This window comes from Arthrobacter sp. UYP4 (assembly GCF_057291175.1).
In genome coordinates this window covers 159117-181077 of the sequence record NZ_JBXAVU010000003.1, presented here as the reverse complement: position 1 = coordinate 181077, position 21961 = coordinate 159117, and the positions used below count along the sequence as shown (strand labels likewise).

The window sequence follows — 21961 nt, the reverse complement described above, 5'->3', positions numbered from 1 at the left end:
TGTCTCTGCGGTCACTAGCCCACCAGTTTCTTGAGTACCGAGGTGAAGATGCCGAGTCCGTCGGTGCCACCGCGGACATCGACGTTCCCGCGTGCCGAGGAGTCGGGGCCGAAGCCGGCCTCCACCGCGTGCTCGGGGTGCGGCATGAGCCCGACGACGTTACCCGCGGCATTCGAGATGCCGGCGATGTCGCGGCGTGAGCCGTTCGGGTTGCCGTCGACGTAGCGGAAGACCACGCGGCCCTCGCCCTCGAGCTCGTCGAGCGTGTAGTTGTCCGCGACGAACTGGCCGTCCTGGTTCTTGAGCGGGATGACGATCTCCTCGCCCTGCCCGTAGTCGGAGGTCCAGAAGGTGCCGTTGTTCTCGACGCGCAGGCGCTGGTCACGGCAGATGAAGTGCAGGTCGTTGTTCTTGATCATCGAGCCGGGCAGCAGGTGTGCCTCGGTGAGGACCTGGAAACCGTTGCAGATGCCGAGCACGGGGAGGGCGTTCTCCCCACCCGACGCCGCGGCGGTGATCTGCTCCATGAGCGGGGCGAAGCGCGAGATGGCGCCCGCCCGCAGGTAGTCGCCGTAGGAGAAGCCGCCGGGGATGATCACGGCGTCGACGTCCTGGAGGTCGTGGTCGCCGTGCCACAGGTGGATGGCACTGCCGCCGGCGAGCCGGACGGCACGGACGGCGTCGCGGTCGTCGAGCGACCCGGGGAACGTGACGACGCCGACCTTCACGCCGTTCAGGGGGCTGTCCTCGTTGTTCGAGGCGACCGGCTGGGGTCCGCCGATGAGGGGCGTCCCGGTGTTCGGGGCGCTCACTGCGCGTCCTCCTCGAGGACCTCCACGCGCGTGACATCCTCGATGACGGGGTTGGACAGCAGCGTGGCGGCGGCGTGGCGGGCCTGCTCGAGGACCTCTTCCGTGACGTCACCGTCCACGGTCAGCTCGAAACGCTTGCCCTGGCGGACCCCGGCGAAACCGGTGAGGCCGATCCGGGGGAGCGCTCCGGCGATCGCCTTACCCTGCGGGTCGAGGATCTCGGGCTTGGGCATGACGTCGACAACAATCCGGGGCATCCGGCAACTCCTGTGCGTGAGCGGCGAGTGCTGGGGGTCCAGCATTGAATGCAGTAGCCCGGAAGTGCCGTCTCACGCCGTATCTGGGTTGACACCGGCGCTCCGCGAGCTTGCCCTGCAAGTCTACCGGGGATTCGGTGCGGGCCAGTCCGGCGTCGTGTCCGCTTCCGGCAGCGCTGTCGGCGTCCGTCCCACTGATCGGCTCCGGCCGGTGGGCAGGATCGAACATGCCCACCGGGCGCGGTCGATCAGTGGGAGGAGCGGCACCCGGTAGTCCTTACTGCGCCCCCGGTGCCCCGAGGATGTCCTGCGCCTTGTTCCATCGGGAGATCTCGCAGCCGTCGGTCAGGGAGAACGCCGCCAGAACGGGCGTGCCGTCGATCTCACCGCTGATGCTCGCCGTCTGCGGCCCGCCGTACTGCTGCGTGCAGATGATGTCCTTGCTGGGCCGGGCCGTGAAGAACGTCGAGCCGAGCCGGGCGAGGGCCGCGCAGGCGGCGTCGGCGCCGGGAAGCGTCGAGGCGGGCCCGGGAGCGCCGTCGACGCATTCGAGGACGTACTGCACGGGTTCGGCAGCGGCGTCCTGCTGGAGGGTGACGGTGAGCAGCGCGGCGACGGCCGACGACCCAGGGGCGGTACCCGTCGCGGTGGGAGCGGGGCCGCCCGACGTCGGTGCCGGGGTCCCGGACGGCGCCTCCGAGGGGTCGGGGGTGGAGGACTGCATGGTGCTCTCCTGCTCGGTGGGTTCGGTCGCCGGTCCGCCCTGCGCGCAGGCGGAGACGGTGAGGACGAGGGCTGCGAGGGCGATCGCCAGGCGCACGACCGCCCGGTGCGGTCCTGCTGCCGGCAGCAGGGCGGGAGGTGTCATCGGTGTCCCCTTCGGCTGGTCTCCCAGCTTAACGGGTGGCGCAGCATTCGTTCCTGACGCTCCCGACGCCGCGCGGGGAGAACTTCGGTGCGGACGCGCTGTTGAAAGTGCACGGTCGGGAGGCGACGATGGCATTGATGCCGTGCCGACGAGTAAGCGGAGGTGCCGATGGCGGGCCCGGACGAGGTGTCCATTCCTCGCTACACCCTCAGTGACGACGGCGATCTCCTGTGCCTGCGCTGGGCGCCCGGCGTCACGATGCAGGCGGAGGACGTCCGCTCGACGATCGCCGCGGTCACCGCCGCTTCTCCCGGTGGCAAGCGGCCCCTGCTGGTGCACATCGGGCTGGTGGAGCGGATCACGGCGGAAGCGAAGCAGTTGCTGATGGATGACACCTGTTCCGCGCGCACCGCCGTCGTGGGTGTGGACGAGGTGGGCAGGGTGCTCACGGCGTTCAATTACCGGTCCGCGACGCCCAGCCGGTACTTCACGGACGAATCCGACGCGATCGCCTGGCTGACGGGGGACACGGGCGTGGGTGGCGTCGCCGCCCGGCCCGAGCCGTTCACGGCGGAGATGCGGGGGGAGGTGCTGTGGCTCGAATGCGAGGCCGACACGGATGTCGACGACACTGTCGCATCAGCCGTGGTCAGCCGGGTCACCCAGCTCAGTCCGTCCGTCTGCCCGCCGATGCTCATCCATCTCAACCACCTGATCTCGTTGACGGAGGATGCATTGCGCATCCTTGCCTCCGGGCTGGACATCGCGGCCCTGGCTGTCGTCGGAACGGAAGCCGGGGATCCCATCATCACCGCGTACTACAAACAGCAGCACGACCCGCCCTACCCGACCAGGCACTTCACGACGACCGGCGACGCAGAGACCTGGCTGAAGGACTGCTTCCGACGAGGAACCGAGTGATGCAGGACCCGGGCCAGGGATGGCGGCCCATGCCGTCGAACCGGCTCAGGACCAGGAGTCGAGCGCCCGCTCCAGGCTTTCCGAGAGCCGTTCCCGGAGCGCCTGGGACTCGTGGGCGAAACCGCGCTGCAGGCGGACGTACTCGGCCTTGCCCTCGGTCGTCTCGATCGGGATCGGCCGGTAGCCCCAGTCCGAGAGGTCGTAGGGAGAAGCTTGCATGTCCATCGCCCGGATGCGCCAGGAGAGTTCGAAGCAATCCATCACGATCTCGCTCGGCAGCAGGGGGGTCAGCTTGTACGCCCACTTGTAGAGGTCCATGTTGGCGTGGAGGCAGCCCGGCTGCTCCAGGTCCCGCTGCGTCTCCCTCGTCGGCGCGTACTCGTTGAGGCGGACGGCCTGCGGCGTGTAGAAGCGGAAGGCGTCGAAGTGCGTGCAGCGGATACGCGCCGATTCGACGACGTCGTCCGTCCCTGCCGCACCGAGGCGCAGGTCGAGGTACTCGTGGCGCACGCCGTTGACCCCCGAGCGGTAGGCCATCGCCCATTCGTGGAGCCCGAAGCAACCGAACTGCGCCGGCCGTGCGGCCGTCCGGGCAAGGATCAGCCGGGCGAACTCGACGGCGTCGCGCCGCTCCTCGATGAAGGTCCGGACGTCCACCCGGACGCCGTCGTCGTGCGCCGTGTAGTACTTCCAGCCGCCGCGCCCGGCGGCCTCCGCGCCTTCCAGCACGACGCCGGCTCCGGGATGCCAGCGTAGGAGCCGGCCCGGCTTCTGGTTGTAGTAGGTGAAGAGGAAGTCCTCGACGGGATGCTTGGCGCCGCGTGACCGCCGGTCCAGATAGGGCTCGGCGAAGCGCGTCACTCGTTGCCTGTGGCGCCTCTCGCGATCCTGCCAGTCCGCCTCGGCGAGGCGGGGCAGGAGATCGGCGTGCATGGATCCATTATCACCCCGACCGGAAATGGTAAATATCCTGTGTAAATTCTGGATGACGCGGGCTGAGTCGGCTGGTGGGGCTGTGTTGCCTGAGGTAAGTTTGTGCTCGCCGTGGCGGCTGTGACTGCTGTCACAACTCGGAAATCCTATCCAGGAGAGCCACGGCACAGGGGGAACGGCCATGGCCGGCCCGCACTTTCACGAGAGGCACTACCTTCCTATGACACAACGGAGAAAAGCCGGGCAGGGGCGCAGTACCCTGCGCGCTGCCACGGCTATCGTTCTGGGTCTGCCGCTGCTGGTGACGTCGACCGCCGTGGCGCCTGCCGCCTTCGCGGCTCCGGTGCCGGCCACCTCGGTGACGCCCCAGAAGGCACCGGCCAAGGAGCTGGACCCGGCGCGGTACCCGGACGGCAAGTACATCGTCGTGCTCGCCGACAAGCCGATCGCCACGTACGAGGGTGGTATCGACGGGATCGCGCCGACCAAACCCGAGAAGGGCAAGAAGCTGGACGCCGCCGCCGCGAACGTCCAGCAGTACTCGCAGTTCCTCGAGGGCAAGCAGCAGGAAGTCGCCGCCGAGGAGAACGTCGAAATCAAGCGCACCTACACGGCTGCCATCAACGGCTTCGCCGCGGATCTCAGCGCCGACCAGGCGGTCGAGCTCGCCAAGAGCGACGACGTACTCCTCGTCGCTCCGGATGTCGAGAGCGCTCCCGACTACTCGAGCATCGACTTCCTCGGCCTGAGTGGGAAGAAGGGCACCTGGAAGGGCCAGTTCGGCGGCGAGAAGAACGCCGGCGCCGGCACCGTCGTCGGCGTGATCGACACCGGCTACGCCCCCGACAACCCCTTCTTCGCAGGCAGCACGGTGAAGCCGCTCAAGGGCAACTCGAAGCCCAAGGTCGGCGAACCCTACCTCAATGCCAAGGGCGAGATCGCCATGCTCAAGGCCGACGGCAGCACCTTCGTCGGCGACTGCCAGGTGGGCGAGGACTTCGACGGCAGCCTCTGCAACTCGAAGGTCCTCTCGGCCCGCTACTTCGCCGATGCCTTCCTCGACAGCGTCGCCGAGGCCGACCGCGCACCGCAGGAAGTCATCTCCCCCGTGGACATCGACAACCACGGCACGCACACGGCGAGCACCGCTGCAGGCAACGCCGGCGTGACCCAGACCGTCGACGGACGGAATTTCGGGGTCTCCTCGGGCGTCGCGCCGGCCGCGAAGGTCTCGGTCTACAAGGTCTGCTGGGAGGACACGGATCCCGACACGGGCGGTTGCTACAACTCCGCAGCGATCGCGGCCATCAACCAGGCCATCCTCGACGGCGTGGACGTCCTCAACTTCTCGATCTCGGGCAGCGCGACGACGACGACGGACCCCGTGTCCCTCGCCTTCCTCTCGGCGACCTCCGCGGGCATCTTCGTCGCGGCCTCGGCCGGCAACTCCGGTCCCACGGCGAGCACCGTCAACCACGGCGCTCCCTGGATGACCACGGTGGCCGCCAGCACGTTCAGCTACGAACTGCAGGGTACGGCGGAGTTCTCCGACGGCACCAAGTACCGCGGTGCGTCCATCATGCGCACGGGTGTTCCGGCCAGCCCGGTCGTCCTCGCGGCGAACGCCGCCGCTGCAGGCGCTGCGGCACCGAACCTGTGCGGACCCGGCACGCTCGACCCCGCGAAGGTCACCGGCAAGATCGTGGTCTGTGACCGCGGCGTCGTCGACCGGGCAGCCAAGAGCGCCGAGGTCGCACGTGCAGGCGGTGTGGGCATGATCCTCGTGAACCTCGTCGACTCGTCGACGGACACCGACCAGCACTCCGTCCCGACGGTGCACGTCAACGCTCCCGAGGCCCTCGAGCTCAAGGCGAAGGTCGCTGCGAACCCGTCCATCACCGTCGCCCTGAAGGCCACCGACACCACCGGCAAGCCGCTGCCGCCCGCACCCCAGGTCGCAGGCTTCTCCTCGCGCGGTCCGCTGCTCGCCACCGATTCCGACCTCCTGAAGCCGGATGTCACGGCTCCCGGCGTCGCCGTCCTCGCGGGCGTCTCCACCGTCGGCTCGAACGGCGCGCAGTTCGGCTTCCTCTCCGGCACGTCCATGGCGTCGCCGCACGTGGCAGGCCTCGCCGCGCTGGTCCTCGCGAAGAACCCCGCCTGGTCCCCGGCAACCGTGAAGTCCGCCATGATGACCACGGCGTACCCGCTGAAGACCGCCACCGGCGGCGTCGAGACCGACGTCCTCGCGGTCGGCGCGGGCCACATCGACCCCGCCACCGTCCTCAGCCCGGGTCTGGTCTACGACCAGGACGTCGAGGACTACCTCGGCTTCATCCAGGGCACGGGCGTGGACCTCAAGATCAAGGGCCTCGAACCCGTCGAGGCGAGGAACACCAATGTGCCGTCCTTCGCCCTCGGAAACCTGACCGGACGGATCGAGGTGACCCGGACCGTCACCGCCGTGACCCCCGGGCTCTACCGCGCAACCGCCGACGTGCCCGGAGTGAAGGTCACGGTCACGCCGTCGGTCCTGAACTTCAGCGCGCCGGGGGAGACCCGCACCTTCAAGGTCTCCTTCGAGAACCAGAGCGCTCCCTTCGGCCAGTTCGCCGCCGGCTCGCTGACCTGGTCCGGGCAGGGCAAGAACGTCACCTCCCCGGTGGCTGTCCGGCCCCAGGCCATCAACGCACCGGCCGAGGCGGCCTTCAACTCCGCCGGTCCCGACGGCAGCGGCTCCTTCGACGTCATCTCGGGAACCAACACCCCGATCCAGATGACGCTCGAGGGCCTGTCCAAGGCCGACACGACGGCGATCGAGCTCGAGGTCGGCGCGGACGCCATCAAGGACGTGACCGTCCCCGAGGGCGCTCCGGTCGCGAAGTTCTCGGTCCTCTCGGATGATCCGACCGCCGACTTCGACATGTTGATCCTCACTCCCGCCGGCACGGTCACGCAGGTCGCGACGGCCGATGCCAGTGAGACGATCACGATCGAGGACCCGGCACCCGGTACGTACCGCGTCCTGGCCAACCTCTACGCGAGCACCGACAACCGGCCGACCACCGGCAGCATCGATGCCGTCGTCCTGGGCGCGAACGAGAACAACGCGACGCTGACGCCCAACCCGCTCGCCCTGGCGAACGGCAGCACCGGCGCGGTCACCCTCGGCTGGACCGGCCTCACCCCCGGCTCCTACGTGGGACGCGTGAGCTACGCGGGCTCGTCGACCGTGACGTATGTGACGGTCGTCGTCGACGGAGAGGGCGAGGCCCAGGCCCAGCTCCCGACCGTCAACCCGGCCGACAAGCTCCTGGAGGGCCCGCGCGAAGCGATCACCCCGACCGGGAACAAGTAGCAGCACCCGACGGATGAACAGAGAAGGCCGGTGGATCATCCACCGGCCTTCTTTGCGTCCTCGGACGGAATGCAGCGGACGGCGTCATCCGCCTCCGCCGGACAGCAACTGCGCGCAGCTGCTGTCCCGGCGCGGGGGGGACTAGCGCCCGGTGCCGGCGTAGACGGTCGCCGTGGCCTCGCCGTCGAGCTCGAAGGCCGCGTGCACGGCGCGGACCGCGGTGTCGAGCAGTTCCGCCCCCGTCACCACGGAGATCCGGATCTCCGACGTCGAGATCATGTCGATGTTCACCCCGGCGTCGGACAGTGCGCGGAAGAACCGGTAGGAGACTCCCGGGTTGGAACGCATGCCGGCGCCGATCAGGGAGAGCTTGCCGATCTTCTCGTTGTAGTCGACGGTCTCGAACCCCACACGCTCCTGGGCCTCGGCCAGCGCGGCGAGGGCCTCGGCGCCGTCGACGATCGGCAGGGTGAAGGAGATGTCCGTGTGTCCCGAGCCGTGGGTCGACACGTTCTGCACGATCATGTCGATATTGGTGTTGGCACCGGCGACGATCCCGAAGATCTCCGCAGCCTTGCCGGGGATGTCGGGCACACCGACCACGGTGACCTTCGCTTCGGAGCGGTCGTGGGCGACACCGGAGATGATGGGCTGTTCCAAGGGTTCTCCCTCTTGAATCTTGATCTGGTCGTCGGGGCTGGGCAGGACCCACGTGCCCTCGTTGTGGCTGAAGGAGGAGCGGACGTGGAGGGGGACGCCGAAGCGCCGGGCGTACTCGACGCAGCGCAGGTGCAGGATCTTGGCGCCGGATGCGGCCATCTCCAGCATCTCCTCGCTCGAGATGGTGTCGATCTTCTGCGCCGACGGGACGACGCGGGGATCGGCGGTGTAGACGCCGTCGACGTCCGTGTAGATCTCGCAGACATCGGCGTCGAGCGCTGCCGCGAGCGCGACGGCGGTGGTGTCGGAGCCGCCGCGGCCGAGGGTCGTGATGTCGTTGCTGTCGCGGCTCATCCCCTGGAACCCGGCAACGATCGCGATGTCGCCCTTCTCGATGGCGGTCCGGATGCGGTGCGGGGAGACGTCGATGATGCGGGCCTTGCCGTGGATGGCGTCGGTGATCATGCCGGCCTGGCTGCCGGTGAAGGACTGGGCGGACGCTCCGATGCCATGGATGGCCATCGCGAGCAGTGCCATGGAGATGCGCTCGCCCGCGCTCAGGAGCATGTCCATCTCGCGCGCATCCGACGCCGTGGAACTCACCTGGCGGGCGAGGTCCAGCAACTCGTCCGTGCTGTCACCCATCGCGGACACGACGACCACCACGTGGTGGCCCGCCGCCTGCGTCTCGACGACGCGCCGCGCCACGCGTTTGATGCCCTCGGCGTCGGCTACCGACGACCCGCCGAATTTCTGCACTATGAGGCTCATGCACTCGCTCACTGATGAAGGGCGGCGGCGGGGGGACCTGCCGCGCCGGCTGTTGACGGGCGGCGGCACCGGCGCCTCGAGGACGGGCGTCCATGACCCGACACCCGTGCAAGTGTAGCGGCGCGGCCGTTTCCGGCTCAAAGTGTGGGTCCGAATAAGAACAGCGATCCGCGGAGGAATTCGTGCCCGTCGCGGGTCCCATCGGGCGGACGTCGCATACCCTCGGACCATGACCAACGAACGTGGGGGAATCGTTGTCGAGGGGGTCGCCCGGAGCTTCGGCTCGGTGCAGGCGGTCCGCGACATCGATTTCGAGGCTCCGCCCGGGGAAGTGACCGCACTGATCGGTCCGAACGGCTCCGGCAAGACGACCCTGATGCTGATGATGGCGAGCCTCCTGGCCCCGGATCGCGGGACGGTGCGGGTTGCGGGATTCGATCCGGTCACGCAGCCGGCGCAGGTGCGGAGCAGGGTCGGCTGGATGCCGGACACCCTCGGCGTCTGGGAGTCACTCACGGCACTCGAAGTGCTGACCACGATCGGGGCCCTGTACGGCATGGGTGCCGCCGACCGTTCGCGTCGCGCGGAGGAACTGCTGGTCGCGGTGAATCTCACCGAGTTCGGCCGCCGACCGGCCCGCGTGCTCTCCCGCGGCCAGCAACAGCGGCTCAGCCTGGCCCGTGCGCTGATCCACGATCCGGAGGTCCTGCTGCTGGACGAGCCCGCGTCCGGTCTGGATCCAGGATCCCGCGTGGAACTGAGGTCGCTCCTGCGCTCGCTCGCCGCCGGAGGCAAGACCGTCGTCGTCTCGAGCCATGTGCTGTCGGAGCTGGACGAGATCGCGGACCGTGCCGTCTTCGTCAGTCGCGGACAGTCGGTCAAGAGCCAGACGCTCGACGAGGCCGGCAGCCAGATGCGCCGCTACTACGTCCAGGCGGAACCGATGTCGGCGCTCGCCGCCGCCCTGCAGAGCTACGGGGTCCGCTACGAGACGCGCGGGGACTCACGGCGCGAGGAGTTCCTCGTCCAGCTCGGCAGCACCGCGGAGGCATCCTGGCTGCTGCGCACCCTGGTGCTGGGCGACGTCGTCGTCACCGCCTTCGCCCCCGCCGGCGGGGCGCTCGAGGAGACCTACATGAGCCTGGATACGGACAGACGATGAGCACAGCGACCGAACCATCGACCCCGCAACCCGTCCGGAGCACCACCGGCCTGACCTTCTGGTCCGCCGTCCGCACCGTGTTCTCCCTCGAGATGCGACAACGCCTGCGCGGCAAGGGCTGGTACTGGATGCTCGGCATCTGGTTCGTGGTGATCGGCTTCATCTTCGTCCTGGCGACCGGCGTCCTCGGCACCACCGACAACGAGGGCGGCATCCTGTTCGACCTGGTCGTCGGGTTCGTCCTGCTGTTCGGCCTGCTCGTCGCCCCGGGATTGTCCGCCAACGCCGTCAACGGGGACCGGGCCGGCGGAACGCTGGCGATCCTGCAGGTGACCCTGCTGACGCCGGGTCAGCTGCTCACCGGGAAATGGCTCGCGTCGTGGGTGGGTTCGCTGGCTTTCCTCGTCCTGAGCTGCCCCTTCATCTTCTGGGCACTGGCCCTCGGCGGGGTGAACGCGCAGGAGGCCATCGTCTCGCTCCTGATGCTGGCCGTGGAACTGGGTGTCGTCTGCGCGATCGGGGTCGGGGTCTCCGCGCTGGCGAACCGTCCGCTGTTCTCGATCGTCAGCACGTACATGCTGGTGGCGCTGCTCGCGATCGGTACGGTGATCGTCTTCGGGCTGAGCACCACGCTGGTGATGGAGGAGCGGACCATGACGACGTCCTACTACACCTACCCGGAGAGCAGTCTCGACGCTACGGGCACTCCCGATCCGGGCGCCGAGATGGAGTGCGTCACGCAGACGAGCCAGGGCATGATCCCGCGCACCGAGTACATCGCGTGGCTGCTGGCCGCCAACCCCTTCGTGGTGGTTGCGGACGCTGTTCCCTACAGCGTCGAGGACCTTCCCGAACTCGATCCTGCGACCGACGCGGCCGGCCTGCCGCAGGGCGGCCCCTACTACACCCCGGGCATCATGGAGACGATCAGCCAGGGCGTGCGGGCCGCGCAGGCCGGACCCGATGTCGAGCAGTCGTGCGAGGAGCTGGCGGAGTCGCTCCGCCCGCTTCCGCAGGAGACGCCGATCTGGCCGCTGGGCCTCGGCCTCCAGCTCCTGCTCGCCGGGGCGCTGCTCCTCATCGGGCGGCGCAGGCTGACCATGCCCGCCAAGCGCCTCGCCCAGGGCACGCGCATCGCCTAGGACATGGCGCGGCGGCCCTCGAACGCCCGGCCGAGGGTCACTTCGTCGGCGTACTCGAGGTCCCCGCCGACGGGCAGGCCCGAGGCGAGTCGCGTCACAGGGATCCCGATCGTCTTGAGCATGCGCACCAGGTAGGTCGCCGTCGCCTCGCCTTCGAGATTGGGGTCGGTGGCGATGATGATCTCCTGGATCTGCTCGTCCGTGAGGCGTGCGAGGAGTTCGCGGATGCGCAGCTGATCGGGACCCACGCCGGCGATCGGGTTGATGGCTCCGCCGAGGACGTGGTACCTGCCGCGGAACGAGCGCGTGCGCTCGACGGCGATCACGTCCTTCGACTCCTCGACGACGCAGATCATGGTCGGGTCGCGGCGCGGGTCGCGGCAGATGGCGCACTTCTCCTGCTCCGCGACGTTGCCGCAGATGGTGCAGAACTTCACCCGCTCCTTGACCGTGGTGATCGCCGTGACGAGGCGTTTCATGTCCTCACCGTCGGCTTCCAGGATGTGGAACGCGAGACGTTGCGCCGATTTCGGGCCGACGCCGGGCAGGCGTCCGAGCTCGTCGATCAGCTCCTGGACTGCGCCTTCGTACACGGTGTTTCCTCTTCTGAATCAGGTGGTGGTGCCGGTGTCTCCGGCACCGGAGCCCGTCGCCGCAGGACCCGGAGGAGGGGCGGCCGGAGGGTGTCCCTCCATTGTCCGCCCTGCACGGGGCCGGTCCGTCCGGAAGGACGTTCCCGCGTTACGCCCTCAGCGTTCCCGGATCGGCTCGGGCGGGATACTACTGGCCATCGACGCCGCGCTCCTCGATCAGGCGTCCGTTGAGGATGCGCTCGATCGCCGTCCGGCCGACGAGCCCTGATTCCTCGATGGTCTCGTCGTCCGCACTGGGCTCGTCGTCGACGAAGCGCAGGTCGGCGGCGCCCCGGGTGGCAGCGGCTTCCTCGGCGCGCTTCCGCTCGGCTTCGTCCAGCAGCTGCTGGTAGCGACTGACGGGCTTCTGACGGATGTTGTCCGCCGACGCCGGCCGATCCGGTGCCACTGCGGCGCCCGTCGTGCCGGCGGGTGCAGCGCCGACGGCGGACGGCGCAGTGTGCCCGGACGCAGTTGCGGACGTGCCAGCAGCGGCGGCGGTACCGATGAAGCTCGGGACGGCAGCGATGCCGCCGGGGCGCGCGACGCCTGTCGCACGGCCTGCGGCGCCGGGCCCCTCCAGCGATGTAGGCGCGCCACCGGTGGCCTCCGGGTCACCCGTCGGTCGGGTCGTCGTGGACCCGCCCGCCGGCGGGTTCGACTCCACCGACGGACTCCACACCACCGAGCGGGACGCCGCGGCCGCCAGCGCCCGGTCCGCAGTGGGGCGTTCAGGCGTGGGAACAGGGCCGCTCGCGGCACCGCCCGACGCCCCCGGTTGCGCCGGTGCGGGCGTCGCGCTGCCCCGCGTCCTCGTCGAGCCGGTCCGGGCCGGTTCGGCAGGACCGCCCGGCCGCGCCGGGCCCTGGCCGTTCGGCAACGGGCTCCTGCGCTCGGACGGGTCCTCCGGCACCGAGCCCCAGTCCGGTCCAGGATCGAAGGCCTCCTCCGGTGGTTCGACGAGGGCCCACGAGTCGTCGGACATGGACGGATCCCACGCGCTGGTGGCTTCAGGTTCTGTCTCTGTTCGGCCGTCACGCGCACCTCGGGCTCCTCCTGCTGCGCGTGAGGTGGCGGGACCGTCGGGTCGACGGACGGGCGCCTGCCCTCCTGTGGCGGCGGGGGTCGCGGGACCGTCGGGTCGACGGACGGGCGCCTGCGCCGGTGCACGGGGCGCCGACTCCGGCGCCGCGCTGCCGGTCCGGGAATGCCCCGATGAGCTGTCGGACGTGCGGCGCGCTCCGGTATGGGAGGTCCCACTCACGGCGGGCGCGGGAGCGGGAGCGGATGCGGTCGCAGGAGCCGCCGGCCCCCCGGGCATTCCGACGGCACCGGCGGGACCGCTTCGTGCCGGGCCGCCCTCGGCTACGGAGACGCCGACCGGCGCGGACGCCGTGGGAGCACCGGGTCCTGCCGGACGAGTCGGCTCGGAAGCAGCGGGGGGAACGGAAACGGCGGGAGCAGCGGGAGCCTGCGGCGGAGTGCTACCGGTGCTGCCGCCGTCGTGGTGGACGTCCTGCGAACCGCCGGCGGTCGTCGTCGGGCCCTGCGAAAGGTCCGGTGCGGGCGAGGGCGTGGCGGGACCGCGGCCCGGGTTACTGGCCGGGGCCGCCTGGCTGCTGGGTACTTTTGGGCCCGACTCACCCGACCCGCCGGCATCGTGCACCGCTTCGATGGAACAGGTCAGGCCGAGCACCTTGTGGATGGCCTGTTTCAGGTTGTCCATGTGCGGCCCGCGCTGGAATCCGATCGCATTGCCCTGGTTGGCGAACGCGAGGACCAGCTGGTTGCCCTCGAAGGACCGCGGTTTCGCGGAGACGTTGACGATGAGCCAGGTCGCGCGCTTGATCCGTGCGACTTCGTCCATGATCTCGGGCCATGCCCGCCTGACCATCTCGACGTTCCCGCCGGAGGCGGCAGGCTGTCCCTGCTGGGGTGGCTGGGCGCGACGAGCCTCCTGCGGCTGATCCGCCGAGGGTGTGGGCCGCTGCGGTGCAGGGCCTGCGGGCTGCCGGCCACCGGCGGCCGGAGGCTGCTGAGGCCCGGCTGCACCGTCCTGCTGCCCGCGGTCGGCGCCCGGCTGCCCCTGCCGGGGCATCGTGTGCTGCTCCCCGGTGGCCGGCCGGGACTGCGTCGGACGGGTAGCGGGGGGCGCAGCGGCAGCGGACTGCTGCGTCGACTGGGTGCCGGTGGGCGCAGAGTCGACGGGTTGCTGCGTCGGATGGGTGCCGGCGGGCGCAGCGGCCGCGGGGTGCTCGTTGACGGCGGGCTGGGTCGGGTCGTGTCGACCCGTCTCGACACCGGTCCCGGGACGGGCAGGATCCTGGGTGCCGGTCGAGGGGGCCGGAGCCCCGGCGTCCTGCCCTGCCGATGGCTGGGGCTGTCCCGGCGTGCGCGCGGGTCCGGCTGCTGCGGGCTGCTGCGCAGGTGCGGGGTCGGCGAACGCGGTGTCGGTCGAGACGCCCCAGCTTCCGCCCCAGTCGGGTGACGGATCCTCGCCGGCCGGGCGTGCCGGCTGGACGCGGGAGGCGGCGGGCACGGCCGGGGTGTGGGCTCCGGGAACGGCTGCCGGGGCAGCGGCGGCCGCGGCACCCGTGTCCATCGCGGGGAGGGACCAGCGGGCGGCGGCTTCCTCAGCGGTGCGGGGGACGCCCTCGAGCCGGGGGCGGGCGGGAGCCTTCGGTGCCTCGTCCACCTCGGGCGATTCGGCGGTGGGCGCACCTGCGGCGTACTCGAGGCGCCTCTCGATGCGGTCGACACGGGCGAGGGTACCCCGCGCGGTGGCGTCCGCTGCGGGCAGCAGGAGCCGCGCGCACAGGAGTTCGAGGTGCAGGCGCGGCGATGTGGCACCTGTCATCTCGGTCAGCGCGGTGTTCGTGACGTCGGCCGCCCGGGAGAGTTCGCCCGCGCCGAGCTGGTTCGCCTGGGTGCGCATGCGGTTGAGCTGGTCGTCGGGCACGCCCCGGAGGATCGAGGCGGCACCCTCGGGCACGGCGTTGATGACGATCAGGTCCCGGAACCGCTCGAGCAGGTCCTCGACGAAGCGGCGGGGGTCGTGCCCCGTCTGGATCACGCGGTCCACGGCGTTGAAGACCGTCCCGGCGTCGCCCGCCGCCACCGAGTCGACGACGTCGTCGAGGAGGGTCGCATGCGTGTAGCCGAGGAGGGAGACGGCCAGCTCGTAGTCGAGTCCACTCTCGCTTGCGCCCGCCATCAACTGGTCGAGGACGGAGAGGGAGTCACGGACGGAACCGCCACCGGCGCGGATGACCAGGGAGAGCACGCCGGGGGCCACGGGCACGTTCTCCTGGTGGCAGAGCTGCTCGAGGTAGGCCAGGAGCGGTTCGGGCGGTACCAGCCTGAACGGATAGTGGTGCGTCCGCGAGCGGATGGTGCCGATGACCTTGTCCGGCTCCGTGGTCGCGAAGATGAAAAGGATGTGCTCCGGCGGCTCCTCGACGATCTTGAGCAGCGCATTGAAGCCGGCCGAGGTGACCATGTGGGCCTCGTCGATGATGAAGATCTTGAACCGGTCGCGGACGGGGGCGAAGGTCGCGCGCTCGCGGAGATCCCGGGCGTCGTCCACGCCACCGTGGCTGGCGGCGTCGATCTCGATGACGTCGAGGCTGCCCGAGCCGTTACGGGCGAGTTCCACGCAGCTGTCGCACGTGCCGCAGGGCGTGGAGGTGGGGCCCTGCGCGCAGTTCAGGCATCGGGCGAGGATGCGGGCGGAGGTGGTCTTGCCGCACCCGCGGGGGCCGGAGAAGAGGTAGGCGTGGTTGATGCGGTCCTTGTCGATGGCCGCCATCAGGGGTTCGGTGACATGCTCCTGGCCGATGACGTCCGCGAAGGTCTCGGGACGGTAGCGGCGGTAGAGGGCTGTACTCACGAAGAAACCTTATCGGTTGGTGCTGACGGTTTGCATGCCGGTGCGGCGGAGGCGGGAAACAGCGTGGCGGGGTCCACGATCCACGGCTCGTCGTGCAGCCGGTCGGGGTCGAAGGCGGCCAGGGCCGCCTCCAGCGATCGGCCGGGAAGGCCGAGGGACGCCAGGATCACGGCCAGGACTTTGGCGGGGGTCCAGCCCAGGCCGGCGAGGTCCTCCAGCGTCACGGCGCCGTCCCGTTTCGCCAACCGGCGCCCCGCCAGGGAGACCGCGAGGGGCACATGGGCGTACACGGGGACGGGCAGCCCGAGCAGGGAGGCGAGGTAGGCCTGGCGGGGCGCGGAATCGAGCAGGTCGTCCCCCCGCACCACCTGGTCGATGCCCTGCGCGGCGTCATCGACCACCACGGCGAGGTTGTAGGCGACGACGCCGTCGTTCCGTCGCAGCACGAAATCGTCCACCGGAGCGGTGACGTGGCCGGCCAGCAGGTCCTCGACGGTCCACGACCCGACGCCGGACCGCAGACGCAGCGCGGGTGGGCGCTGCGCACGCAGGACGCTCCGCTGGTCCTCGCTGAGGCTGCGGCACGTGCCGGGGTAGAAGCCCGGCCGGGCATGGGGGGCGCTCGCAGCCTCGGCGATGTCCCGCCGCGTACAGAAGCACTCGTAGACGAGGCCCTGCCCGGCCAGGAGGTCCAGCGCCGCCGCATAGCGGCCGGCCTGCCCACTCTGCCGGATGACCGGCGCGTCGGAGACGAGACCCAGTGCGGCCAGCTCGGCCAGCTGATGCTCCTCGGCTCCGGCACGGACACGGTCCAGGTCCTCAACACGGACCAGGAAGTGCCGACCCGTGGAGCGGGCGAACAGCCAGGCGAGGACGGCGGTGCGGAGATTGCCGACATGCAGCAGGCCGGAGGGGCTGGGAGCGAACCGTCCGGCGCCCTGGTGTGCCACCGCTCCGACCTCCCGCTGCCGCCGTGCTTAAAGTGAAGACCCCCCATGCACCTGCCAGAGCCCGCTTACCCTTGCTACCTTCCGGTCCTGGGGGAGTTCACAGGATGACACCACATGAGGGGCCGGGAAATAGTCTACACAGTCGGAAGGACGGCTTTCGACCCGACGACACAGCCCCGCGGACGGCACGATTCGGCAGGATCCACTTGTATGGGTATTCTGGTATCTGCTCCAAATGAGGAGGATTCGCCTAGCGGCCTATGGCGCACGCCTGGAACGCGTGTTGGGTTAACGCCCTCGGGGGTTCAAATCCCCCATCCTCCGCCTTGTTGCTCCACCAGCAGGACCCCGGCCCCGGCCGGGGTCCTGCTGTTTAATGCGCCGTCGTGCCGGCGGATCCGCCCAGCCGGCGGATCCGGGTCTTCGCGGCCTTCTCCGCGGGCCCTTCGGGTCCGAGCCCCAGCCGGATCACGCCGAGCACCAGGCGCACCGCCGTCCGGATCGGCAGGCGGACCGGTCCGAGCGAGGGGACCCGGAGGCCGAGCAGCTCGCGGTGCCTGGGGTCGAGGGTCGCGACGGCTCCCGCGAACAGCACCTGGTACCCGAGGCGCTGGGACCGGGGGAGCGGAGGACGGCGGATGTAGGTCAGTGCCTCCTGGACCTGTTCGCTGTCGGTGAGCTCGGCGTCGAACGCGGCGAGTTGCGATGCGAGCTCCGCCTCGGACCGCGGCGGATCCTCGAGGCCCATCAGTTCGCCGGCCTGCGCCCACTCCGCGACGTACTGCTCCGCTCCGCCCGGGATGCGTCCGCCGTAGGCGGCATGGGAGGCCACGAAGGCATCCGTGAACGCGAGGTGCACCCACCGGATGAGGTCGGGATCGCCCGCCGAATAGGGCCTCTCCTCGCCACGGCTGTCGAGATACGTGCCGTTCACCCTCGTATGCAGCCTCTGCACGAAGGCCGAGCCCTCCCGTGCCGCCTCCGTGGATCCGTACGTCACCGTGAAGATCCAGCGGATGGTGTTCGCGAGCCGGCCGAGCGGCTCCTCCCGGAAGCCGGAATGCGCATGCACACCCGCCATCGCCCCGGGGTGGAGCGTCTGCAGCAGGAGCGCGCGGATGCCGGCGACGGTCGGCGTCATCGAGCTGTGCACCGTCCAGACGGCCGAGTCCACCGGGAAGTACCCGACGTCGTCACCCTTCTCGAATTCGAACTGCCACTGGGGGATCGCCGGATCGCCGTCGGTGAAGGTGGTCCGGAGCTGCAGCTTCCACGTGTCGATCAAACCCATGCGACGACCTATCCTGTTGGGAACCGCAGCCGATCCGGCGGGCGGTGTGCGCGGCCTCCTCGGCCGTCGTTGCTTCCAACGTCTCCCCAAGCGCATTTGCTCCTGCCTCCCGCATCATCGGGCAGGCAATCCACGCGGCGGGGCTGAACGAAGCAGGATCACGACCACCTACCAGGGAGCAGCCCATGTCCTCGTCCGGCCTGTACGGGATCGACCTCACCATGAACGACGGCAGCAGGAAGACCTTCGGCGATTTCCGTGGACAGCCCGTGCTGGTGGTGAACGTCGCCTCGAAGTGCGGCTTCACCCCCCAGTACGCGGCCCTCGAGGAGCTGTACTCCACCTACGCCGAGGCGGGGCTCGTGGTCCTCGGGATGCCCTGCAACCAGTTCCTGGGACAGGAACCGGGGAACGACGACGAGATCGCCGAGTTCTGCTCGACCACGTTCGGCGTGACGTTCCCGCTCCTGACCAAGGGCGATGTGCGGGGCAAGGACCAGCACCCGCTGTACCGGCAGCTCACGGAGTTCAGGAACGGGGTCCTGCCCGGGCTCGTGAAGTGGAACTTCGAGAAGTTCCTGGTGAACCGGGACGGCGAGGTCGTCGCCCGCTTCGCGCCGACGGTGGAGCCCGGCGCCCCCGAGGTCATCGCGGCGATCGAGGACGTCCTGGCGCGGCCCGCGGCCTGACAGGCCTCCGCTCGGGACGAGGCGTCAGCCGAGCGAGGCGACGCAGCGTGCGAGGAAGGCCGCCCCGGCCTCCTCGTGGACGAGCCGGCCCTCCGTCATGACCTCGTAGGGCTTCACGGGCACCCCGTCCGCAGGGCGGACATCCACGTGCGCGACGTCGAAGCCCTGTTCGTGCAGGTAGTCGGCCATGGCGTAATCGGTGCGGGAATCGCCGACCGTCCGCCAGGTGGAGGGCACCTCCGTGAGCGGTGCGACGAGGGTCAGGGCACGCTCGGCACCGAGGTCCTTGCCCACACGCACCGACTCGATGTCCGTGGAGATGATCGTCGGGTCCACGCGGTAGTCGATGTCCCCGTGGCTGTTCGGCTCCTCGCGGTCCAGCCGGCACGCCCCCATGTCATGGCTGTGCAGGATGTCGAGGGCGTCGTCGTCGAACAGGCGCTGGCCCTCGAGGTAGGCGGCGTTCGTGGCGTCGAGGGACTGCTCGACGGACACCATGGACAGCTTGGTCTCGTCGAAGAACATCAGGTCCGCGTACTTCTCCTCGACGAGGTCCCGGACGTCGTCGGCGAAGCTGGTCGGCAGCGCGAGCTCCCGGTCGACGAAGACCTGGCCGGCGCCGTCGGCCGTGAAGGAGAACCAGGTGGCCCCCTTCTCGCAGACCGCGTGGAAGGTGACGCCGGACGGGATCCCCACGGCGAGCATCGGCTCCATGACCTGCTCCCGGATGAAGGCGTCGGAGCGGCCCGTGTTGAAGACGACCGGCCAGCCCGCCGAGGCGAGGGTGAGCAGGTCGGCGATGATCCCGGCAGGAACGGTGCGCGTGACGGGGCTCGCGACGGGGCCGTCGACGTCCAGCAGGAGGCCCTGGACGGGCACCCCGTCACGGGGACCGGGAACGGCGGGGGCGTCGGGCAGCAGATCGATCGGGGCGTCCGTAGGCATGACCCCATTATGTTCCCGGGCCGCATGCTCCTTCCATTCGTGTCCCTGCGCCCGCCCGGTGACCGGGGTCGTGGAAGACTGCGGGAATGATTCCAGGCAGATCCCAGGGCATCACCGTCGTCGGGTCCATCAATGCGGACCTCGTGGTCACCCTCGAACGGCACCCGCGGCCGGGCGAGACGGTCCTGGGCCGCTCCATGACGGTGCTGCCCGGCGGCAAGGGCGCCAACCAGGCGGTCGCAGCGGCGCTGCTCGGCGCCGAGGTGACCATGATCGGCGCCGTGGGCGGCGACGCGCATGCCGAGGTCGCACTCTCCGCCCTGGCCGATGCCGGCGTGGACCTGCAGTCGGTCCGGCGGACCGGCGGAGGCACGGGTGTCGCGGTCGTCGAGGTGGCCGACGACGGCGAGAACACGATCGTGGTGCTGCCCGGTGCCAACGCCGAGGTGACTCCCGAGCTCGTCGGCGCGTCCTCGGCTGCCATCCGCGAGGCGGCCGTCGTCGTGGTCCAGGGTGAGCTACCCGCGGAGGCCACCGAGGCTGCGGTGAGGTCGGCCTCCGGTCGCGTGATCGTCAACCTGGCGCCCGTCATCGCCGTCGATCCCGAGGTGCTCCTCCGCGCCGATCCGCTCGTCGTCAACGAACACGAAGGAGCCCTGGTCCTCGCGCAGGCCGGGGGTGGGAGGGCGCCGGACCACGAGGGCGTCGTCACGGGCCTCCTCGCCCGGGGGTTCGCCTCGGTGGTGATGACGCTCGGCGCGGCCGGCGCCCTGGTGTCGGCCGGCGGCGCCATCCGGGCTGTCCGAGCCCCGCACGTGCGCGTGGTCGACACGACGGGCGCGGGCGACGCGTTCGTCGGAGCGCTCGCCGCTCGGCTCGCGGTCGGGGACCGGCTCGAGGACGCCGTCCGGTTCGCGGTCCGGGTGGGATCCTTCGCCGTGCAGCGCCCCGGCGCACAGCCCTCCTACCCGTCGGCCGACGACCCGCTGCCGGCCCTCCCGCATCCCGAGCCGTAACCTTTCGGCCACGAGTTGGCGCGGAGGAGGGCCCCACATTCCATTGGCCCGAGCAATTACCTAGGCTGTAGCAGTGATCTTCAAAGCAGTAAGCGACGGCCGGCCGTACCCGGAGCACGGACACGTGACCCCGAAGGACTGGGCGGAGGTCCCTCCCCGGCAGGTGCGGCTCGACGAACTCGTGACCACCAAGACCACCCTCGACCTCGAGGCGCTCCTCGCCGAGGACTCGACCTTCTTCGGTGACCTCTTCCCCCACGTGGTGCAGTGGAACGACGTGATGTACCTTGAGGACGGCCTGCACCGCGCCGTCCGGACCGCCCTGCACCAGCGGACCATCCTGCACGCGAGAGTCCTCGTGCTGCATGACTGAGGAGGGTTCGCCGCGCGAGCGGCGGGCACAGGCCAGACGTGACCCGACCGAGTGGCACGGCCACCGGATCGTCACCGAGACGGACCTCGGAGCCGTCTTCGTCGAGGACGACGCCGCGCGGCGCCATCGCGCATCGGTGCGCAGGATCCGCCACGGGGTGGTCCTCGTGCTCCTCCTGGGACTCGTCACCGCCGCCGTCCTCGTGGCACTCGCCCTCGCGCGCGGCGACATCAGCATCGGTTCCCCGGCCCCCGCGCCGGTTCCGACGTCGACGTGCCCGGCCGGGCCGTTCGACTACCAGGACCCGAGCGCCATCACGGTCAACGTCTACAACAGCACCACCATCGACGGACTGGCCGGTACCGCGGCGGGGCAGTTGCGGGAGCGCGCCTTCGCGGTCCGCGACATCGGCAACCGGGAGATCGGCCCTACGGGCATCACGGCGATCATCGTCTCGGGTGAGGGCGGCCGCGCGAATGCCTTCACCGTGCAGCGCACCATCCCGGACTCGACCTATGTGGCCGACGAGCGCGAGGACAGGTCGGTCGACGTCATCCTGGGTTCCTCCTTCGAGGGCCTGGTGCCGCCCGAAGGTGTGGACATCACTCCCGCGGGGCTGACCTGCGCACCCGAGGAGGGGGCCACGTCCACGCCCACTCGCGCGCCGGCCCAGGCCCCCGCCGGCGGGTAGGGAGCAGGCGCACGGCGGTCAGTCGCGGTTCCGCAGCGCACGACGGCGGACGGCCAGCGGGTACACGACCCACAGCAGCATCACCACGAGCAGGATCGACGCTCCGACGACGAGACCCGCCGTACGATCCACCACGAGGTCGAAGATGAGCCAGGCGGTACCGGCGAGCACGAGCCCCACGAGGGCGATGGTCATCCGGATGATCGCAGCGGTGTGCTGGACGAGGGTGGACTTCACGCGCAGGCCGAAGAGCACGCGGTGCAGGTTGACGGAGGACAGCACCAGGGCCGTGATCAGGGCGGACAGGCAGACCAGGCACAGGTAGACCACGACCTGCACGTCATCGAGTTCCTCGAAGCGGCTCTGGAACGGCAGGGTCAGCAGGAAACCGGTCAGGATCTGGATGCCGGTCTGCATGACGCGCAGCTCCTGCAGCATCTCCTGCCAGTTGCGGTCGAGGCGCTGGTTGAGGCTCTCCCCGCGTCCGTCGTCGTCCGCCGGCCCCTCCTGACGCTGCATCGGCGAGCCGGTGGAGGCTACCGCGCCTCGGCTGTGCGGAGCACGCGCAGCCGAGGCGCCGTCGGACGCCGGTCCGGGCGTG

At 70.1% G+C, this 21961-nt stretch carries 19 protein-coding genes, 1 tRNA gene and 1 other RNA gene; 9 read left to right on the top strand and 12 right to left on the bottom strand.

Going from position 1 to position 21961, the window contains the following annotated elements:
• Positions 1–14 precede the first annotated feature (14 nt).
• The 3 genes from purQ to AC0Z9V_RS13015 form a co-directional block, all read right to left on the bottom strand.
• On the bottom strand, positions 15–812 hold the full coding sequence (purQ, locus tag AC0Z9V_RS13025) for a phosphoribosylformylglycinamidine synthase subunit PurQ (RefSeq protein WP_432206118.1): 798 nt from the start codon (positions 810–812) through the stop codon (positions 15–17).
• A complete protein-coding gene (gene purS / locus AC0Z9V_RS13020) occupies positions 809–1069 on the bottom strand; it encodes a phosphoribosylformylglycinamidine synthase subunit PurS (RefSeq protein ID WP_133080315.1) in 261 nt (86 codons plus the stop codon). Before purS ends, purQ begins: the two co-directional genes overlap by 4 nt.
• A 277-nt stretch (positions 1070–1346) precedes the next feature.
• Positions 1347–1937, bottom strand: a complete 591-nt coding sequence (locus tag AC0Z9V_RS13015; protein ID WP_485141773.1) for an SSI family serine proteinase inhibitor — start codon at positions 1935–1937, stop codon at positions 1347–1349.
• Between the two features lie 168 nt (positions 1938–2105).
• On the opposite strand from AC0Z9V_RS13015, the gene AC0Z9V_RS13010 reads away from it, so the two are divergent.
• A complete protein-coding gene (locus AC0Z9V_RS13010; RefSeq protein ID WP_485141772.1) occupies positions 2106–2858 on the top strand; it encodes a DUF7793 family protein in 753 nt (250 codons plus the stop codon).
• A gap of 45 nt (positions 2859–2903) precedes the next feature.
• On the opposite strand, the gene AC0Z9V_RS13005 is transcribed toward AC0Z9V_RS13010, so the two are convergent.
• Positions 2904–3791 (bottom strand): 3-methyladenine DNA glycosylase, encoded by an 888-nt coding sequence (locus AC0Z9V_RS13005; protein ID WP_485141771.1) that lies wholly within the window; start codon positions 3789–3791, stop codon positions 2904–2906.
• A gap of 220 nt (positions 3792–4011) precedes the next feature.
• On the opposite strand from AC0Z9V_RS13005, the gene AC0Z9V_RS13000 reads away from it, so the two are divergent.
• Positions 4012–7149, top strand: coding sequence for a S8 family serine peptidase (locus AC0Z9V_RS13000; protein ID WP_485141770.1), 3138 nt, complete (start codon positions 4012–4014; stop codon positions 7147–7149).
• Positions 7150–7290: 141 nt separating this feature from the next.
• Here AC0Z9V_RS13000 and AC0Z9V_RS12995 read toward each other — a convergent pair whose 3' ends face one another.
• Positions 7291–8580, bottom strand: a complete 1290-nt coding sequence (locus tag AC0Z9V_RS12995; protein WP_485141769.1) for an aspartate kinase — start codon at positions 8578–8580, stop codon at positions 7291–7293.
• A 229-nt stretch (positions 8581–8809) separates the two neighbouring features.
• Between AC0Z9V_RS12995 and AC0Z9V_RS12990 the strand changes: the two genes are divergently transcribed.
• Positions 8810–9742 (top strand): ABC transporter ATP-binding protein, encoded by a 933-nt coding sequence (locus tag AC0Z9V_RS12990; protein ID WP_133080320.1) that lies wholly within the window; start codon positions 8810–8812, stop codon positions 9740–9742.
• The gene (locus tag AC0Z9V_RS12985) at positions 9739–10884 is read left to right on the top strand and encodes an ABC transporter permease (protein ID WP_459289161.1); all 1146 of its coding nucleotides are present in this window, start codon (positions 9739–9741) and stop codon (positions 10882–10884) included. Before AC0Z9V_RS12990 ends, AC0Z9V_RS12985 begins: the two co-directional genes overlap by 4 nt.
• On the opposite strand, the gene recR is transcribed toward AC0Z9V_RS12985, so the two are convergent.
• The 4 genes from recR to ffs all read right to left on the bottom strand — a co-directional run bounded on the left by recR (position 10881) and on the right by ffs (position 16482).
• Entirely contained in the window at positions 10881–11477 is a 597-nt protein-coding gene (gene recR, locus AC0Z9V_RS12980; RefSeq protein ID WP_133080322.1) for a recombination mediator RecR, read from the bottom strand. The genes AC0Z9V_RS12985 and recR overlap by 4 nt on opposite strands.
• Positions 11478–11664: 187 nt before the next feature.
• Positions 11665–15405 (bottom strand): DNA polymerase III subunit gamma and tau, encoded by a 3741-nt coding sequence (locus AC0Z9V_RS12975; protein WP_485141768.1) that lies wholly within the window; start codon positions 15403–15405, stop codon positions 11665–11667.
• Positions 15402–16355 (bottom strand): tRNA glutamyl-Q(34) synthetase GluQRS, encoded by a 954-nt coding sequence (gene gluQRS, locus AC0Z9V_RS12970; protein ID WP_485141767.1) that lies wholly within the window; start codon positions 16353–16355, stop codon positions 15402–15404. The genes AC0Z9V_RS12975 and gluQRS overlap by 4 nt, the downstream gene beginning before the upstream one ends.
• 31 nt (positions 16356–16386) lie before the next feature.
• An RNA gene (gene ffs, locus AC0Z9V_RS12965) (signal recognition particle sRNA small type) lies at positions 16387–16482 on the bottom strand.
• 112 nt (positions 16483–16594) lie between these two features.
• Between ffs and AC0Z9V_RS12960 the strand changes: the two genes are divergently transcribed.
• Positions 16595–16679, top strand: a tRNA-Ser gene (locus AC0Z9V_RS12960).
• Between the two features lie 49 nt (positions 16680–16728).
• On the opposite strand, the gene AC0Z9V_RS12955 is transcribed toward AC0Z9V_RS12960, so the two are convergent.
• A complete protein-coding gene (locus tag AC0Z9V_RS12955; protein ID WP_485141766.1) occupies positions 16729–17646 on the bottom strand; it encodes an oxygenase MpaB family protein in 918 nt (305 codons plus the stop codon).
• A 185-nt stretch (positions 17647–17831) separates the two neighbouring features.
• Between AC0Z9V_RS12955 and AC0Z9V_RS12950 the strand changes: the two genes are divergently transcribed.
• Positions 17832–18335 (top strand): glutathione peroxidase, encoded by a 504-nt coding sequence (locus AC0Z9V_RS12950; protein ID WP_133080326.1) that lies wholly within the window; start codon positions 17832–17834, stop codon positions 18333–18335.
• 24 nt (positions 18336–18359) lie between these two features.
• On the opposite strand, the gene AC0Z9V_RS12945 is transcribed toward AC0Z9V_RS12950, so the two are convergent.
• Entirely contained in the window at positions 18360–19280 is a 921-nt protein-coding gene (locus AC0Z9V_RS12945; protein ID WP_459268849.1) for a Cof-type HAD-IIB family hydrolase, read from the bottom strand.
• Between the two features lie 86 nt (positions 19281–19366).
• Here AC0Z9V_RS12945 and AC0Z9V_RS12940 point away from each other — a divergent pair, with 86 nt between their 5' ends.
• From AC0Z9V_RS12940 to AC0Z9V_RS12930, 3 genes are all read left to right on the top strand, one after another.
• A complete protein-coding gene (locus tag AC0Z9V_RS12940; RefSeq protein WP_485141765.1) occupies positions 19367–20296 on the top strand; it encodes a ribokinase in 930 nt (309 codons plus the stop codon).
• 73 nt (positions 20297–20369) lie between these two features.
• On the top strand, positions 20370–20669 hold the full coding sequence (locus AC0Z9V_RS12935) for a type II toxin-antitoxin system VapB family antitoxin (protein WP_133080328.1): 300 nt from the start codon (positions 20370–20372) through the stop codon (positions 20667–20669).
• Entirely contained in the window at positions 20662–21360 is a 699-nt protein-coding gene (locus AC0Z9V_RS12930; protein ID WP_485141764.1) for a LytR C-terminal domain-containing protein, read from the top strand. The genes AC0Z9V_RS12935 and AC0Z9V_RS12930 overlap by 8 nt, the downstream gene beginning before the upstream one ends.
• A gap of 18 nt (positions 21361–21378) precedes the next feature.
• Here the strand turns inward: AC0Z9V_RS12930 and AC0Z9V_RS12925 are convergent, their stop codons facing one another.
• A complete protein-coding gene (locus tag AC0Z9V_RS12925; RefSeq protein WP_485141763.1) occupies positions 21379–21879 on the bottom strand; it encodes a DUF6328 family protein in 501 nt (166 codons plus the stop codon).
• Positions 21880–21961: the final 82 nt, after the last annotated feature.

What these genes read in the sequence shown, in the direction of transcription:
- purS (WP_133080315.1), bottom strand. Translation starts at nt 1,069, where the DNA reads ATGCCCCGGATTGTTGTCGACGTCATGCCCAAGCCCGAGATCCTCGAC.
- AC0Z9V_RS13015 (WP_485141773.1), bottom strand. Translation starts at nt 1,937, where the DNA reads ATGACACCTCCCGCCCTGCTGCCGGCAGCAGGACCGCACCGGGCGGTC.
- AC0Z9V_RS13010 (WP_485141772.1), top strand. Translation starts at nt 2,106, where the DNA reads ATGGCGGGCCCGGACGAGGTGTCCATTCCTCGCTACACCCTCAGTGAC.
- AC0Z9V_RS13005 (WP_485141771.1), bottom strand. Translation starts at nt 3,791, where the DNA reads ATGCACGCCGATCTCCTGCCCCGCCTCGCCGAGGCGGACTGGCAGGAT.
- AC0Z9V_RS13000 (WP_485141770.1), top strand. Translation starts at nt 4,012, where the DNA reads ATGACACAACGGAGAAAAGCCGGGCAGGGGCGCAGTACCCTGCGCGCT.
- AC0Z9V_RS12995 (WP_485141769.1), bottom strand. Translation starts at nt 8,580, where the DNA reads ATGAGCCTCATAGTGCAGAAATTCGGCGGGTCGTCGGTAGCCGACGCC.
- AC0Z9V_RS12990 (WP_133080320.1), top strand. Translation starts at nt 8,810, where the DNA reads ATGACCAACGAACGTGGGGGAATCGTTGTCGAGGGGGTCGCCCGGAGC.
- AC0Z9V_RS12985 (WP_459289161.1), top strand. Translation starts at nt 9,739, where the DNA reads ATGAGCACAGCGACCGAACCATCGACCCCGCAACCCGTCCGGAGCACC.
- AC0Z9V_RS12955 (WP_485141766.1), bottom strand. Translation starts at nt 17,646, where the DNA reads ATGGGTTTGATCGACACGTGGAAGCTGCAGCTCCGGACCACCTTCACC.
- AC0Z9V_RS12950 (WP_133080326.1), top strand. Translation starts at nt 17,832, where the DNA reads ATGTCCTCGTCCGGCCTGTACGGGATCGACCTCACCATGAACGACGGC.
- AC0Z9V_RS12945 (WP_459268849.1), bottom strand. Translation starts at nt 19,280, where the DNA reads ATGCCTACGGACGCCCCGATCGATCTGCTGCCCGACGCCCCCGCCGTT.
- AC0Z9V_RS12940 (WP_485141765.1), top strand. Translation starts at nt 19,367, where the DNA reads ATGATTCCAGGCAGATCCCAGGGCATCACCGTCGTCGGGTCCATCAAT.
- AC0Z9V_RS12930 (WP_485141764.1), top strand. Translation starts at nt 20,662, where the DNA reads ATGACTGAGGAGGGTTCGCCGCGCGAGCGGCGGGCACAGGCCAGACGT.
- AC0Z9V_RS12925 (WP_485141763.1), bottom strand. Translation starts at nt 21,879, where the DNA reads ATGCAGCGTCAGGAGGGGCCGGCGGACGACGACGGACGCGGGGAGAGC.